Annotated in this window: 11 protein-coding genes; 4 read left to right on the forward strand and 7 right to left on the reverse strand. The window is 53.2% G+C overall.

Going from position 1 to position 15,452, the window contains the following annotated elements:
- Window positions 1-158 precede the first annotated feature (158 nt).
- Together BZK40_RS13260 and BZK40_RS13265 are read left to right on the forward strand one after the other, a co-directional pair.
- Entirely contained in the window at window positions 159-1,382 is a 1,224-nt protein-coding gene (locus BZK40_RS13260; protein WP_079934785.1) for a phosphoadenosine phosphosulfate reductase, read from the forward strand.
- The gene (locus tag BZK40_RS13265) at window positions 1,367-1,984 is read left to right on the forward strand and encodes an IbrB-like domain-containing protein (protein ID WP_079934786.1); all 618 of its coding nucleotides are present in this window, start codon (window positions 1,367-1,369) and stop codon (window positions 1,982-1,984) included. Before BZK40_RS13260 ends, BZK40_RS13265 begins: the two co-directional genes overlap by 16 nt.
- Here the strand turns inward: BZK40_RS13265 and BZK40_RS13270 are convergent, their stop codons facing one another.
- The gene (locus BZK40_RS13270; RefSeq protein WP_079934787.1) at window positions 1,985-3,145 is read right to left on the reverse strand and encodes a pyridoxal phosphate-dependent aminotransferase; all 1,161 of its coding nucleotides are present in this window, start codon (window positions 3,143-3,145) and stop codon (window positions 1,985-1,987) included. It lies immediately after the preceding gene.
- Between the two features lie 132 nt (window positions 3,146-3,277).
- Here BZK40_RS13270 and BZK40_RS13275 point away from each other — a divergent pair, with 132 nt between their 5' ends.
- Window positions 3,278-4,366: an oxidoreductase gene (locus tag BZK40_RS13275; protein WP_079934788.1), complete on the forward strand. Its 1,089-nt coding sequence runs from the start codon at window positions 3,278-3,280 to the stop codon at window positions 4,364-4,366.
- A 109-nt stretch (window positions 4,367-4,475) separates the two neighbouring features.
- Here the strand turns inward: BZK40_RS13275 and BZK40_RS13285 are convergent, their stop codons facing one another.
- Complete coding sequence (locus tag BZK40_RS13285) at window positions 4,476-4,673, reverse strand: YbdD/YjiX family protein (protein ID WP_008784064.1); 198 nt, start codon at window positions 4,671-4,673, stop codon at window positions 4,476-4,478.
- 63 nt (window positions 4,674-4,736) lie between these two features.
- Complete coding sequence (cstA, locus tag BZK40_RS13290; RefSeq protein WP_008784063.1) at window positions 4,737-6,842, reverse strand: pyruvate/proton symporter CstA; 2,106 nt, start codon at window positions 6,840-6,842, stop codon at window positions 4,737-4,739.
- A gap of 497 nt (window positions 6,843-7,339) precedes the next feature.
- On the opposite strand from cstA, the gene BZK40_RS24940 reads away from it, so the two are divergent.
- Window positions 7,340-11,749: an autotransporter outer membrane beta-barrel domain-containing protein gene (locus BZK40_RS24940; protein ID WP_079934789.1), complete on the forward strand. Its 4,410-nt coding sequence runs from the start codon at window positions 7,340-7,342 to the stop codon at window positions 11,747-11,749.
- 38 nt (window positions 11,750-11,787) lie between these two features.
- Here BZK40_RS24940 and entH read toward each other — a convergent pair whose 3' ends face one another.
- Genes entH through entE form a run of 4 tightly spaced genes read right to left on the reverse strand, consistent with a single transcriptional unit; the run spans window position 11,788 to window position 15,440 of the window.
- Window positions 11,788-12,201 carry a proofreading thioesterase EntH gene (entH, locus tag BZK40_RS13300; protein ID WP_032944336.1) on the reverse strand — a complete coding sequence of 138 codons (414 nt, stop codon included), beginning with the start codon at window positions 12,199-12,201 and terminating at the stop codon, window positions 11,788-11,790.
- 2 nt (window positions 12,202-12,203) lie between these two features.
- Window positions 12,204-12,959 carry a 2,3-dihydro-2,3-dihydroxybenzoate dehydrogenase EntA gene (gene entA / locus BZK40_RS13305; RefSeq protein WP_032942661.1) on the reverse strand — a complete coding sequence of 252 codons (756 nt, stop codon included), beginning with the start codon at window positions 12,957-12,959 and terminating at the stop codon, window positions 12,204-12,206.
- Window positions 12,959-13,816: an isochorismatase gene (locus BZK40_RS13310; protein WP_003831197.1), complete on the reverse strand. Its 858-nt coding sequence runs from the start codon at window positions 13,814-13,816 to the stop codon at window positions 12,959-12,961. The genes entA and BZK40_RS13310 overlap by 1 nt, the downstream gene beginning before the upstream one ends.
- A gap of 13 nt (window positions 13,817-13,829) precedes the next feature.
- Window positions 13,830-15,440 (reverse strand): (2,3-dihydroxybenzoyl)adenylate synthase EntE, encoded by a 1,611-nt coding sequence (gene entE, locus BZK40_RS13315; RefSeq protein ID WP_079934790.1) that lies wholly within the window; start codon window positions 15,438-15,440, stop codon window positions 13,830-13,832.
- Window positions 15,441-15,452: the final 12 nt, after the last annotated feature.

The following is a 15,452-nucleotide window of genomic DNA, read 5'->3' on the forward strand; positions in this document are numbered from 1 at the left end:
ATGATTAAAAGCACATTATAATTCATATAAAATATACAATAACAAAATAGCATGCAGATAATGAATATATTTAAATATTGCATGCTGCAAGAAAAAGCTTATCCTATTACGGACATTTATTATGGCTGCAAATAATAAAAATTCGATATGGATTTGATATGTCTGTTTATAAAATACCGTTGGATAAAAATGTTCTGCAAGCAGCACAGGAACGCATTACCTGGACGCTTGAAACTCTACCGCGTGTCTGCGTTTCTTTCTCTGGAGGTAAAGATTCGGGGTTGATGTTGCATCTGACCGCCGCCATTGCCCGCCAGTTACAGAAAAAAATAAACGTCTTATTTATCGACTGGGAGGCTCAGTTTTCCTGCACGATCGACTATGTCCAGGCGCTACGCGAGAATTATTCCGATGTCATCGAAGAATTTTATTGGGTTGCATTGCCGCTGACGACGCAAAATTCACTGTCACAATTTCAGCCTGAATGGCAATGCTGGGAGCCGGGTACTCAATGGGTTCGCCAACCGCCTGCAGATGCCATTACCGATCCCGAGTTTTTCTCTTTCTACCAACCCGGTATGACTTTCGAGCAATTTGTTCGTGAGTTCGCTGAATGGTTTTCGCAGAAACGACCGGCCGCCATGATGGTCGGGATACGCGCCGATGAGTCATATAATCGTTTCGTCGCCATTGCGAACTCGAAAAAACAGCGTTTTGCCGATGACAAACCCTGGACCACCAGCGCCCCCGGCGGGCATACCTGGTATATTTATCCGATTTATGACTGGAAAACTGCTGACATCTGGACGTGGTTTGCGAAGTCAACGCTCCCGTGTAATCCCCTGTACAACCTGATGTATCAGGCGGGAGTTCCCACGCGATACATGCGTATCTGCGAACCCTTTGGGCCTGAACAACGCCAGGGACTGTGGCTTTACCATGTTATTGAGCCTGAACGCTGGGCAATGATGTGCTCCCGCGTCAGCGGGGTAAAAAGTGGCGGGATATATGCTGGTCAGGACAACCATTTTTACGGTCACCGCAAAATATTAAAACCCGAACATTTAAGCTGGCAGGAATACGCCATGCTGTTATTGAAGAGTATGCCGGAAACGACCGCCGAACATTACCGCAATAAAATCGCCGTCTATTTACAGTGGTATAAGAAAAAAGGCATGGAGATTATCCCACAAACCCAGGAAAGAGATATTGGTTCAGTGGATATTCCGTCATGGCGGCGTATCTGTAAGGTCCTGCTGAATAACGACTATTGGTGCCGGGCTCTCTCATTTAGTCCAACGAAACCCAAAAACTATCAACGCTACAATGAGCGCATGAAAACAAAACGCCAGGAATGGGGACTCTTATGCAACAACGATTAACTCAGGAACTCCTCAGCTTTCTTTCTGGTTTATCAGAACCAGAAAGAATTGAAGCCATAAATGAATTCAGAAAGGCAATACACAGCGTCAGTCCCTTTCGCGAGGAGCCCGTAGATTGCGTACTTTGGGTTAAAAATGATCATATTTCACCCAATGACTACAACCCCAATAACGTTGCGCCACCGGAGAAAAAGCTGCTGCTGAAGTCCCTCGAAGCTGACGGGTTTACGCAGCCCATTGTAGTGGTTCACTCAACGGCTGAAGAGTACGAAATTGTCGACGGTTTCCACCGCCACGAGTTAGGTAAAGCCAAAGCCTCACTGAGGCCCAGGCTGAAAGGATATCTGCCGGTTGCCTGTTTAGAACGCGAACGCCATGAGCGTATGGCGGCAACCATTCGCCACAACCGCGCCCGCGGGCGTCATCAAATCCACGCCATGTCCGAGATTGTCCGCGAGCTATCGCAACTGGGATGGAGTGAAGAAAGAATTGGCAAGGATCTTGGTATGGACAGCGACGAGGTGTTACGCCTGAAGCAAATCAACGGCCTGCAAGCGTTGTTTGCTGACCGTCGATTCTCCAAAGCCTGGACTGTGAAATAGCTATAACGAAACCAGACGCTCGGCTGCCGCTAACAGCGTCGATTCTTGCTTGGCAAAACAGAGGCGAATCAGTTTATGCGGGAAAGGATCGGCGCAGAACACCGACAGCGGAATTGCCGCAACGCCCACTTCAGTGGTCAGCCACTGGCAAAACTCCACGTCGTTAAGCGAGGAAACGGCGCTGTAGTCGACCAGTAAAAAGTATGTGCCTTCACACGGCAGAATTTCCAATCGGCTGTCACGCAGCGCGTTCACTAACACGTCGCGTTTTTTCTGATAAAACGCGGGCAGTTCGCGATAGTGTGCCGGATCTTCTCGTAGCATATCCGCCAGTGCGAGCTGAGCCGGCGTGTTGACGGAAAACGTCAGATACTGGTGCACTTTTCGTAGCTCAGCGCTAATGGCGGCTGGCGCAACGCAGTATCCGACCTTCCAGCCGGTCATATGGTAGGTCTTACCAAACGATGAAACGGCAACAGCGCGTTCCCGCAGCTCTGAATGTGCCAGCACGCTGGCATGCCCCTGTTTGGCGAAACAGATATGCTCATAAACTTCGTCGCTGATGATAAAGATCTCGCGTTCTTTAATCGCCTGCCACAGCGCGTCAAAATCGGCGTGATGCCACACGGTGGCAGAAGGATTATGTGGCGTGTTCAGGATAACCAATCGGGTACGGTCGCTGAGTAAGGCACCAAACGCCTGCCAGTCGACGCGAAAAGACGGTGGTTGCAGGGCGATACGTTTAACCACACCGCCGGATAATTCAACCGCAGGCGCATAGCTGTCGTAGCTCGGGTCAAAACAAATCACCTCATCACCAGGGCGCACCAGCGCAGTGATCGCGGCATACAATGCTTCCGTTGCCCCCGCCGTGATAGTCACCTCACTATTCGCGTCAGGTTTATAGCCGTACAGGTCTGCCGTTTTATCCGCGATGGCTTCGCGCAGCGGCTGCACGCCGGTCATCGGCGCATACTGGTTTGCGCCATGCGCGACGTGATACGCCAGACGCTCTTGCAAAAAGAGTGGACCGTCAAAATCAGGAAACCCCTGCGAGAGGTTAATGGCCTGATGCTGCTGCGCCAGCGCACTCATTTGCGTGAAGATAGTGGTGCCCAGATTAGGCAGTTTGCTTTGCGGAATCAGCGGGTTATTACTCATTATTGTTATCCCAGCGTGAGATGTTGTGGTTGAAGCCACTATAGCACGATGCTAGTATTTGGCAATCAAGACGTTCAGACGTCTATATAAAAATAACCTGCCTGGACAGGACAGCCAAAAGGACAACACAACATGAGTAATACCGAAATTCGCGTCGTCACCGGCCCAGCCAACTATTTTTCCCATCCTGGCAGCCTGTCGAGACTGAACGATTTTTTCACTGCCGACCAACTTTCACGCGCCGTGTGGGTTTATGGTGAACACGCCATCGAAGCGGCCCGCCCTTACCTGCCAGAGGCTTTTCATCTTGCCGAGGCTAAACGCCTGCTGTTTACGGGACATTGCAGCGAAACCGATGTTGCCCAACTGGCAAAAGAGTCGGGAGAGGATCGCAGTGTGGTGATTGGCGTGGGTGGCGGTACATTGCTCGACACCGCTAAAGCGTTGGCCCGTCGTCTGGATCTGCCGTTTGTCGGTATTCCTACTATCGCGGCGACCTGCGCTGCCTGGACGCCGCTCTCTGTCTGGTATAACGATGCGGGCCAGGCACTACATTTCGAAATTTTCGCTGACGCGAACTTCCTCGTGCTGGTCGAACCCGGGATCGTTCTCAATGCGCCAGAAGAATACTTACTGGCGGGGATCGGCGACACGCTGGCAAAGTGGTATGAAGCCGTCGTGCTCGCACCTCAGCCGGAAACACTGCCATTGACAGTACGTCTGGGTATTCAAGCCGCGCAGACCATCCGCGACGTCCTGCTGGAAAGCAGCGAGCAGGCGCTGGCAGACAAACAACAAGGCACGCTAAGCCGCACGTTTTGCGATGTGGTGGATGCGATTATTGCCGGAGGCGGCATGGTTGGTGGTCTGGGTGAGCGCTACACACGCGTGGCGGCGGCGCATTCTGTTCACAATGGCCTGACCGTCCTCCCACAAACCGAGAAGTTTTTACACGGCACCAAAGTGGCGTACGGCATCCTGGTGCAGAGCGCGCTGCTGGGACAAGATGACGTGCTGGCGCAGTTAATTACCGCTTATCAGCGATTCAACCTGCCAACCCGATTAGCTCAACTGGAAGTGGACATCAATAACCGCGCCGAAATCGACAAAGTGATTGCGCACACTCTGCGCACGGTGGAGTCCATTCACGCCCTGCCGGTAACGTTAACGCCGGAGACACTGCGCGCAGCATTCGAAAAGGTAGAGTCGTTTACGGTGTGATTATGGTGCGGGTTGCCTGATGACGGCTTCGCCTTATCAGGCCTACGACGCAAATTACGCCAATACGATGTTGTAGGCCGGATAAGCGTCAGCGCCATCCGGCAAAAAATCAACAGCACTTCGCGCCACCTTTCCCGCCATATCGTGCATCCTGGCGCTCACGGAAAAATTCTTCATAGGTCATTGGCGTCTGGTCCGGATGCGTGACGCGCATATGTTCAACATAGTTGTCGTAATCCGGCATACCTATCATTAATCGGGCGGTTTGACCTAAATACTTCCCGGCTTTGGCGAGTGTTTCAAACATAGTGTTTCCCTGTCGTACAAACGCCCTCCCCGTTCAGGAGAGGGCTGGTTGGTTAAGAGAATATTAGTGCGCGCCTTTCGCCTGCGCCACGATCTCTTCGACATTCTCAGGCATCGGCTCGTACGGTGTCTCTTTCGAAGTTGGTTTGTCCTCTTTCAATGCTGCCAGCGCAGTTTTGATGGAGAACAGACCCAGCACCACAACGACGACCATGAAGAAGATGGTGAGACCCGCATCCAGGCGGTTGTTAAACACCAGTTGCGTCAGCTGCGACTGGGTGTACTGCGCCGGAATGTTACCGCTGTCGATCATCGCCTGGAACTTGTTGGCGATAGCCAGGAAGCCGATTTTCGCATCCGGGCTAAACGCTTTCTGCCAGCCAGCGGTCAGGGTACAAATCAGCAGCCAGGCGGTTGGGACCAGTGCCACCCACGCGTAGCGCTGGCGTTTCATCTTGAACAGCACCACAGCACAGAGCATCAACGCCATACCGGCCAGCATCTGGTTAGCGATACCAAACAGCGGCCACAGGGTATTAATACCACCCAGAGGATCCACCACGCCCTGGTGTAAGAAGTAACCCCAGGCCAGCACGCACAGCGCTGTAGCCAGCAGGTTTGCAGGCAGCGAATCGGTACGTTTCAGGCTCGGTGATACCACGCCCAGCAAGTCCTGCAGCATAAAGCGCGCGGCGCGTGTACCGGCATCTACCGCCGTCAGAATAAACAATGCTTCAAACAGAATGGCGAAGTGATACCAGAACGCCACATCCATCATGCCGCCCAGTGCGCCATGCAGAATGTACGCCATCCCGACGGCCAGCGTCGGCGCACCACCTGCGCGGGAGATGATGGATTGCTCACCCACTTCATTGGCGATTTGATGCAGGGTGTCTGGCGTAATGGCAAAGCCCCAACTGCTGACTACCTGCGCCGCAGAAGCCACTACGTCAACCGTGCCCGCAGGAGCCAGCACCGCCATCGGGCTGTTCATCGCAAAGTACACGCCCGGATCGATGATGCACGCGGAAACCAGCGCCATAATGGCGACAAAGGATTCCATCAGCATTCCGCCGTAGCCGATAAAGCAGGCCTGCCCTTCATTCGCCAGCATCTTCGGCGTGGTTCCGGAGGAGATCAGCGCATGGAAGCCAGAAACCGCACCACAGGCAATGGTAATAAACAGGAACGGGAACAAGTTACCGGTCCAGACCGGGCCAGTACCGTCAACAAACTTGGTCAGCGCTGGCATGGTCAGCGTCGGACGCATGATCAGAATCCCTACCGCCAGACCAACGATGGTGCCGATTTTCAGGAAGGTAGAGAGGTAATCACGCGGGGCCAGCAGCAGCCACACCGGCAGGACGGCGGCAACAAAACCGTAGCCCACCAGCATCCACGTCAGCTGTACGCCGGTAAAGTCAAAGTACGGTGCCCAGGTCGGGCTTTCAGCCACCCAGCCGCCGGAAATAATGGCAAACACCAGGAACACCAGACCGATGACCGACACTTCGCCAATGCGGCCCGGGCGCAGATAGCGCAGATAAATCCCCATGAAGATCGCCAGCGGGATGGTGAACGCCACGGTGTAGGTTCCCCACGGACTGTGGGTCAGCGCTTTCACGACGATCATCGCCAGTACCGCGAGAATAATCACCATGATCATAAAACAGGCCACCAGCGCAATAACGCCCGCCGTTGGGCCCATCTCTTCTTTCACCAGTTCGCCAAGGGAACGACCATCGCGACGGGTAGAAACAAACAGCACCATGAAGTCCTGCACCGCACCCGCCAGTACCACCCCGGCGAGAAGCCAGATCATCCCCGGCAGATAGCCCATTTGCGCCGCCAGCACCGGTCCAACTAACGGACCCGCTCCGGCAATTGCCGCAAAATGGTGACCAAACAGCACTTTTTTATCGGTGGGAACATAATCCAGACCGTCGTTATGGCGCACGGCTGGCGTCATACGCGTCGGGTCAAGCGCCAGTACATTTTTCGCGATGTACAGGCCGTAGAAACGGTAAGCGATAAGGTAGACACAGACCGACGCCACGACTATCCACAACGCGTTGATCTGTTCACCACGATTTAATGCGATATAGCCGAGGGCAAATGCTCCCATAACGGAGAGCACTGTCCAGACGAGGTACTTCCCTGATTTGTTCATAGTTGTTATCCGTTGTCCGATCCAGAGAGATGTTACATTTTGTTTCTATAACATCTTTTCTGAATTTAACAACCTGACAACCATGCAAAGCAGATATATCACTGATTTTTTACATTGTATTGTTAACTTGATCACTATCAACGCAGAGACAACTGAAAAAATTGCGCAGTATGTGCCAACACCTCTATGTTTTATCCAATTCTCCTCTCAGCATGATGCTGAGCGTGCCACTTAATATTTTTATTATTAATAAGGATATTAATTAACAATATTAACCTAACTTTCTCAGCTTAACGGTTATGGCTCTTAGAGATTCAGACCATCCTGATTTTGTATGCAGTAAGTGCTTTATTTCACCTTAATCACCAATTTCAAAACAAAGAATATACCTGCAGCACCAGTTTTAATGACAAAATACCCCACATAAAAAAATAAAATTAATTCAGCAGAATTTTCAGCGCCAGGTTGTTCAGGATGGCCGTATAAGGATATAAATTATGAATAAATGCTATCGCATCGTCTGGAATATCGCGAGAAATATGTTTGTGGTGACGTCAGAACTCTCGCAGGGCGATCAACGGGTTCGCGCAACCGTCGCAGGCCTGGTGTTATCGGCAGTTGGATTAATGGCAAACTGCGTTCATGCCAGCGACTACGGCCCGCTTAGCGGTGAAACCATCAACTTAAATGATGGCGATACCGTGACATCTGTCGATGGAACCACGGGTATCGAAAGTCTGTCCTCAGGGGGGCAAGGCGTACAGATTAATGGTAAAACCACCATTAACGTTACCGGTGATAGTGGTTCTATTGGGGTAAAACTTGATAACAGCGCCAATAATAATTTAGGTACCGGTACACAGATTAACGTTACAGACACAGGAACGGCGAAAGCAGCATCAACCACAGGTCTTTATATTAACAACACCAGTCCAGGCACAAATATAGACGCCGAGAATATATCAATTAACACCATCAGTAAAAAAGATGCTTACGGAATTAACGTTCATACAGAAAACACCACGCTGAACTTCGGCAACAAGAGTAAAATTATCACCGAATCCCAAAATGGTAATGCGACGGGTGTCTATTTCTATGACGACAATAATACGTTAACCATGAACGCTGGATTAATCCAGGTTAACACCGATGCAACCGGTAAGGCTGTAGGTATCGACACATACTGGGCAAATGGTACCACGCTCAATTTTGGGGATGACAGCCGCATAGAATTAACCAGCGGCACAGCCGGCGGCAGCGCGCTCTATCTTGGAAAAAACACCCAGGTTAACGCGAACGGGCTGAACATTGATTTCACCGTATCAGAGACAGGAACAGGCACCACGATTTATGGTATCCAGGAGGGGCAATACAGCCAAATTAATCTGGGCAAGAACAGCGCAATTACGCTCTCAACGCCTGGAGGTACGGCATATGGACTTGTTTCTGGTTCACAAAGTTATTTTACGGCAGATAACCTTGATATCACCCTTTCCACAACCTCTAACGAGCGCGCAAACGGTACAGGCGCGGACATCAGCGGCAGCGTGGATTTTGGCAATGATTCCACCATCACCGTGCACGGTTTCTCCGAAGGATACGGGATGATTGTTGAGGATTATTCGGCAACCAGTAAAGATGATGCCATCGGAACAGTAAAGGCCAACCACCTCACCATTGACGTCACCGGCCAGAAGACGGAAGGGCTTCGAATAGAAGGCGGCGTGGTTGATTTAGGGTCAGACAGCGCCATTAGCGCAAACGGGACTGCATCAACAATTTACCTGACCGGCCGAGGATACAGTGAATTCAATGCCAGAAATCTGACCGTCACGACCGCGCAGTCCACCGCTCTTACACTAATGAGCAGCATGCATGCCGCCGTCGCCAACATTGGTGAAGGCAGCAGCATTGATGGAAGAAATTCCACAGGCCACACGACCAACGGTATTGTGGCCAACACCCCTTACAGCGCACCGACAACCATAAATTTCAACGGTTCCGCAGAGCAGCGAAACACTATCTACGCGGTTAACGGCTATGGCGCATCAGCCCAATACAGTGGCGCGACGATCAATATATCCAATACGGATATCATCATGAGCGGTAAAAATCCTTACGGTCTTTGGGCCATCGGCGATGGGGATTTTACCCATGCAGGCATCATCAATGGTGAGAATCTGACCATTGATATGACCGGCGCTAACGGCAGTGGTTACGGCGTGGTGGTGCAAGAAGGCGGTATCGTGAATCTGACGGGCGATACCACCATTATCGCCGACGGCGGCGTTGCCATCTGGAATCCGAAAGTTTCCTCGGGCGGGTATGTTCTACCTGGCGGGACGGTAAGTGGCTCAGGAAAAATGACCATAACCGGCGACATCGTTAACAGCGGCTGGGGATATATCAACCTCAATATGGACGCGGATTCTTATTTCGCTGGGGCAACCTCGGTTAATGAAAGCTTCAACGACCAGGGTATTGATTCAATCCTCAATCTTAACCTTGCCGAGCAGAGCCAGTGGCGGGTTACCGATGATTCCACGCTCACGACGCTGACCAACGCAGGAACCCTTGAGCTGGCGGCAGACCACACAGCCGGAACTTACAGCACTGTGCATGCTGATGAGGTCACGCTGAAAGAAAGCAGTATTCTCAGCGTCGATTTAAGCGCCGCGGCGCTGGCCAGTCAGTCCGCTAACCCGCTAATTACCGGCGGACAGGTTAATCCTGGCGGCGATCTACACATCAGCAATTCGGGTAATGCGCTGGATCTCAACGCGCTGACCTCAGACAATCAACTGGCAGACATCGACACGGTTACGCTAATTGATGCCAACTCCGCAATCGTGAGCGATTTCGCTTCGATCTCAACCGATCCGGATACCCTGCCCGACTATATCGCGATTTCTGGTCAAGTTAATGCCCTTGATAATACCCAATATGAATTGGGCGTGGGGCTCAGTTGGTACGCCGGAGACTCCGCCGCGGTCTCTACGCCTGCACACGGTACGTTCACCCTGAACGCGGGCCAGACATTTACCGTCAATGGGTTGCTTGCAGATACCTCACCCAACGCCACCACGGGATGGGACGGTAAAAGTCTGACCAAAAAAGGAGACGGCACGCTCACCCTTACCGCAAAGAATACCTGGAGCGGAATCACAGACATTCAGCAGGGAACGCTGTGGTTGACTAGTTCTGGCGCTATTGGCTCTGAAGGGAGCAAGCAGAGCATCGATGTTGAAGCTGGAGCCACTCTCGGCGGTAACGGGGTAATCAACGGTGCTGTGAACAACATCGGCCTGCTAAGCTTTGGTGATCGTACAACGCCAGATAGCCAGTTTATCGTTAATGGTAACGTAACCAATCAAGGTGTAATCCGCAGCAGTAGCACGACTCCCGGGAATGCGTTAATCATCAACGGCGACTACACGGGCAACGGCGGTCAGCTCTCACTTAACGCCAGTTTAGGCGATGATAATTCACCAACCGACCAGCTCATTGTCTCGGGTAATGTTAACGGCAGCACCACGCTCTACATCAATAATGTGGATGGCGTGGGTGCATATACCGATCAAGGTATCGAGATTGTCGACGTCGGAGGGATATCATCGGATGACGCATTTTCTCTTGGCAATCAGATTCAAATCGGCCTGTATGAGTATCGTCTGTATGAAGATAACGAAAGCTGGTATTTGCGTTCCAAAGCAGAAACACCCGACGACCCGGATGATGACGTCACTCCGATCGATCCTGACGACAGCGACGTGACACCAGTTGATCCTGATGACGGCGGCAGCGACGTGACGCCAGTTGATCCTGACGATGGCGGTAGCGACGTGACGCCAGTTGATCCTGACGATGGCGGCAGCGACGTGACACCGGTTGATCCTGATGACGGCGGCAGCGACGTGACACCTGTCGACCCTGACGACAGCGGCAGCGACGTAATCCCATCGAATCCACAATATCGCGCCGACATCGGCGCTTATCTGGGCAACCAGTGGCTGGCGCGTAGCCTGCAGATGCAAACGCTGTTCGATCGTGAAGGGAGCCAGTACCGCTCGGCCGAAGGAAGCGTCTGGGCGCGAATGAAAGGCGGAAAAACGGACACATCGGCTGTAAATGGCAATATCGACATGGACAGCGATTACACCCAGTTTCAGCTTGGCAGCGATATTGCTATCTGGCGCGATGAACAACAAAGCATCACGTTTGGCCTGATGGCCAGTTACCTTGACGGCAGTACCGACAGCACCGGAAATCGTGGCGCGGATGGCAGTCAGTTTACAGCCACAGGCGATATCGACGGTTACAATCTTGGCGCGTATGCCACCTGGTTCTCTGATGCCCGGCAACATCGCGGCTGGTATGTTGATACGTGGTATCAGTATGGCTTCTACAATAACAGCGTCGAGAATGGCAATGCCGGTTCAACGCATTACGACTCCCTGGCTCACGCGATTTCGCTGGAAAGCGGTTATCGCTACGACATGAATATGAGCAGCGCTAACACAGTAAGCCTGACGCCACAGGCGCAGGTTATCTGGCAACGCTACGAGGCAGATAGCGTTGAGACAAATGGTACACGCATAGACGGGCAAAATGGCGATAGCTGGACCACACGTCTTGGTCTGCGAATTGATAGCCAGCTTTCATTCGTCGATGCAACCGTCCGGCCATTCGCAGAGATTAACTGGCTACACTCCACCGACGATCTGGCCGTATCATTTGATAACGCAACGGTAAAACAGGATCTTCCTGCCGATCGCAGCGAGCTAAAAGTGGGAATTCAGGCGAATCTCAATAGCCAGTGGAACGTCAGCGTCCAGGCGGCGGGTCAGAAAGGTAATAACGACTACCGCGATCTCAACGGGAGTTTTAATCTGCGCTATAGCTGGTAACTGGTGTCACGAAGCGCGTCTAAACGACGCGCTTATCTTCACCCCATCACTGCAGTGCCTAAACGACAGGTGCAACAGCGTCGTCCCTGTTCATCAAAGATAACGATTTCCCAGCTTTGGCTCTGACGCCCGAGGTGCAGCGGCTGGCAGACACCGCGCACTTTCCCTTGCGATACCGCCCGATGATGCGTGGCGTTGAGTTCCGTCCCCACCACGCACTGCCCGTCGCGGGTCATCAGATAACCCGCCATTGAACCCAGCGTTTCCGCCAGGGCCGCGGATGCGCCGCCGTGCAGAAGGCCAAATGGCTGATGCGTGCGGCTATCCACCGGCATTTCGGCTTCCAGCACATCATCACCCAGCCGGGTATAGACCATGCCTAAATGCGCCACCATCGTGTTCTGACTGGTGGCATTGAGTTCATCCAGCGTTAAATGACGCTTCCAGATCATCGTCATGCCCCCAGCGTGGAACCGCCGTCCACCACGATATCCTGTAACGTAATGTGGCTGGCCAGATCGGAAGCGAGGAATAAAATAGTGTTGGTGATCTCTTGCGGCCGGGCGATTTTCCCCAGCGGAATCCCGAGTTTAAACTGCTCGCCAAATCCACGAATGCGCTGTTGCTCCGCGTCATCGCTAACCCACAGCGTGCGCTGCATATCGGTGTCGGTCGAGCCTGGCGACACCACATTACAGCGCACACCGCTGCCCGCCAGTTCAAGTCCGACGGTCAGCGCCAGGCTTTTCAACGCGGCCTTTGACGCGCCGTAAGCACTCATGCCGATACGCGGCGTGTGCGCCGCATCCGACGCGACGGTCACGATCGCCCCGCCCTGCTGGCGACGAAACTGCGCCATCGTCTGCTGAAACAGATTGAACGCCCCACCAACGTTAACCGCAAACGTCTGCTGCCACTCCTCAGCGCTCAGCGCATCGGTGGCCCCCATACGCAAAATACCTGCGGCATTGACCAACACATCTAAACGCTCGCGCGCTTTGAGGACGCGCTGGCACACTTCAGCTACCTGTCCGGCATTCGCCACATCCAGCACTTCGGTCGCAAACGGGTAGTTATCCTGAGGAAATTCGCGATCGAATCCTGTCACCTCAGCACCAGCCTCCGCAAATGCCAACGCCGTGGTGTAGCCAATCCCTTTACCCGCGCCGGTTACCCAGACGGTTTTCCCGGCAAAATCAAATCCAGCCATTACTTCACCTCGCGGGAGAGCAGCGCCCACCATGCGTCAATGGTCGGTTTTTTCGCCAGCATCACGAAATCAATGTCACCATGAACCTTACGCCAGCGCGCCGCCAGCGCCATCATGCGCACGGAATCCAGCCCGTAGTCGATCAGGTTTTCGTCATCCATCGGCTCTTCAGACTCATCCAGCAACGGCAGAATAACGCTGCGCAACGCATCTTTACTGGTCGGGACCGGTGTCGGCAATAATTCCTGGGTCATTACCACACGCCCGGAACGTCCCGCCACGTATTTCAGCGACATCAGGTGTTCGTCACGGCTAAAGTCCGCCAGCGCATCGGCAACCATAAACGGCTTGATGTCACGCATGAAGGCGTCCGTTGCGGTGGTCATACAGCCGATATGCGCATACACCCCGGTAATGATCAGTTGATTACGCCCGGTTTCCTTGAGCATCTGTTCCAGCGGGGAACGATGAAATGCGCTATAACGCCATTTCACCAGAATGGTATCCGCTTCATCCGGCGCCAGCGCCTCAACGATCTTTTGTTGTTCCGGGGAACGCGTCAGGCCCGGTCCCCACATATCATTGAGCAGAGCGCGGTCTTCATCACTCTGTTCTTTCGGCTGAGCGGTGTAATACACCGGAATGTTATGCTCTTTGCAGTACTGGCGCAGCGCGGCGATGTTCGCGACGACCTGCTCCATCATCGGGCAGTTATCGCCCCAAAAGCCGATAAAATAATCCTGCATGTCGTGGATCAGCAGCGCGGCGCGTTCAGGGTCAAATGCCCAGTCGACTTTGTTCACCGGAACATCGAGCGCCGTTGGTAGCGCATAAGCCTGCAGTTTAGGAATTGCCATTTCTATTTCTCCTTCAGGCCAGTGAACGTGATGCCAGCCACTGACGTAATTGTTTTTTATCTACCTTCCCCACTGGAGTCAGCGGTAATGACTCAACGCACTCAACACGATCGGGTAATTTGAATTCCGCTATGCCCTGTTCGCGTAGAAAACGGCGCACCTGCACCGCGCGCAGCGGCTCTTTCACCACCAGCCAGGCACAGCTTTTCTCACCCATCAGTTCGTCATCCATACTGACCAGCGCGGCATGGATCACCATTGGATGGCGCAGTAGCAGGTTTTCAATCTCTTCAGCGGCGATCTTCTCCCCGCCGCGATTGATCTGATCCTTTTCACGCCCCTGAACGGTGATGTAACCATCCGGATCGATAGCGATCAGATCGCCGGAACAGTAAAAGCCGTCGGCGTCAAAGGCGCTGGCATTATGCTCAGGACTTTTGAAATAACCGCGGAAGGTGTACGGACCACGCGTCATCAGGCGTCCGGTCTCTCCCTGGGCTAAAGGGTTGCCGTCAGCGTCTGCTACCCAGACTTCATCATCGGGACACATCGGGCGACCTTGGGTATTGATGATGCGCTCAGGACTGTCGTCCAGACGGGTATAGTTCACCAGCCCTTCCGCCATGCCGAAGACCTGCTGCAACTGGCAGCCAATCTCGGCTGGAATACGTGCCGCAAGCGTGGCGGAAAGTCTCGCACCACCGACCTGAAGCAGTTTCAGCGAAGCCAGTTGCGCATTACTGCCCCACTCCGCAATCGCCTGCAACCACAGGCTCACCGCAGGCGGCACCAGCGCCGTGACGTTAACCTGATGCTGTTCAATCAACGGGAAACACAGAGTGGCACTCGGGTCAGCCGCCAGCACCACAGTGCCGCCGGCCAGGAATACGCCCAGCGCGCCTGGCGAACTCATGGCGTAGTTATGCGCCGCCGGGATCGCGCACAGATAACGCGTTTCCCCGGTGAAGCGGCAAATCTCATTGCTGCGACGCACGCTGTAGTAGTAATCGTTATGAGTGCGAGGAATCAGTTTTGGCGTCCCGGTCGTCCCGCCAGAAAGCTGGAAGTACGCCACCTCATCAGCAGGCGATGGCGTGGCGGAAAAATCTGTCGCAGGCTGGTTTATCGCCGTTTGCAGATTGTGTTCACCCTCATCATTACGCAGTTGCACCACGCGCACTGAATTGTGTTCGGCTACAAAAGCGTTAAGAAAATCGTCGCCGCTAAACAGCGTATGCTGGCGATCGGCAATCAGCAGTGCCGGCTCAATCTGTTTGGCATAGGCGTTGAGTTCGTTACGCTGATGGCTGAACAGCGCCAGCACTGGAGCTACGCCCAGCTTGAGCAGCGCAAAGAAGGTGATATACAGCTCAGCCACATTGCCCAGTTGTACCAGCGCGGTTTCGCCGGGTTTGATCCCCTGGCGACGCAAACTGCAGGCAAGGTTGTCAGCGGCCTGATTCAGCTGGCGATAGCTCAGATGGAATTCACCATCAATAATCGCCGTATGGTCGCTGTCGGCGTGACGGGTCAGAATGTCGGTCAGCGGCAAATCCTGCCAGTAACCTTTTTCACGATACCTGCGGGCAAACTCTTCCGGCCAGCGGGTGAAAGGAATACTCATTATTGCTCCTTA

The sequence above is a fragment of the Citrobacter portucalensis genome (assembly GCF_002042885.1).
Classification (GTDB): Bacteria; Pseudomonadota; Gammaproteobacteria; order Enterobacterales; family Enterobacteriaceae; genus Citrobacter; species Citrobacter portucalensis.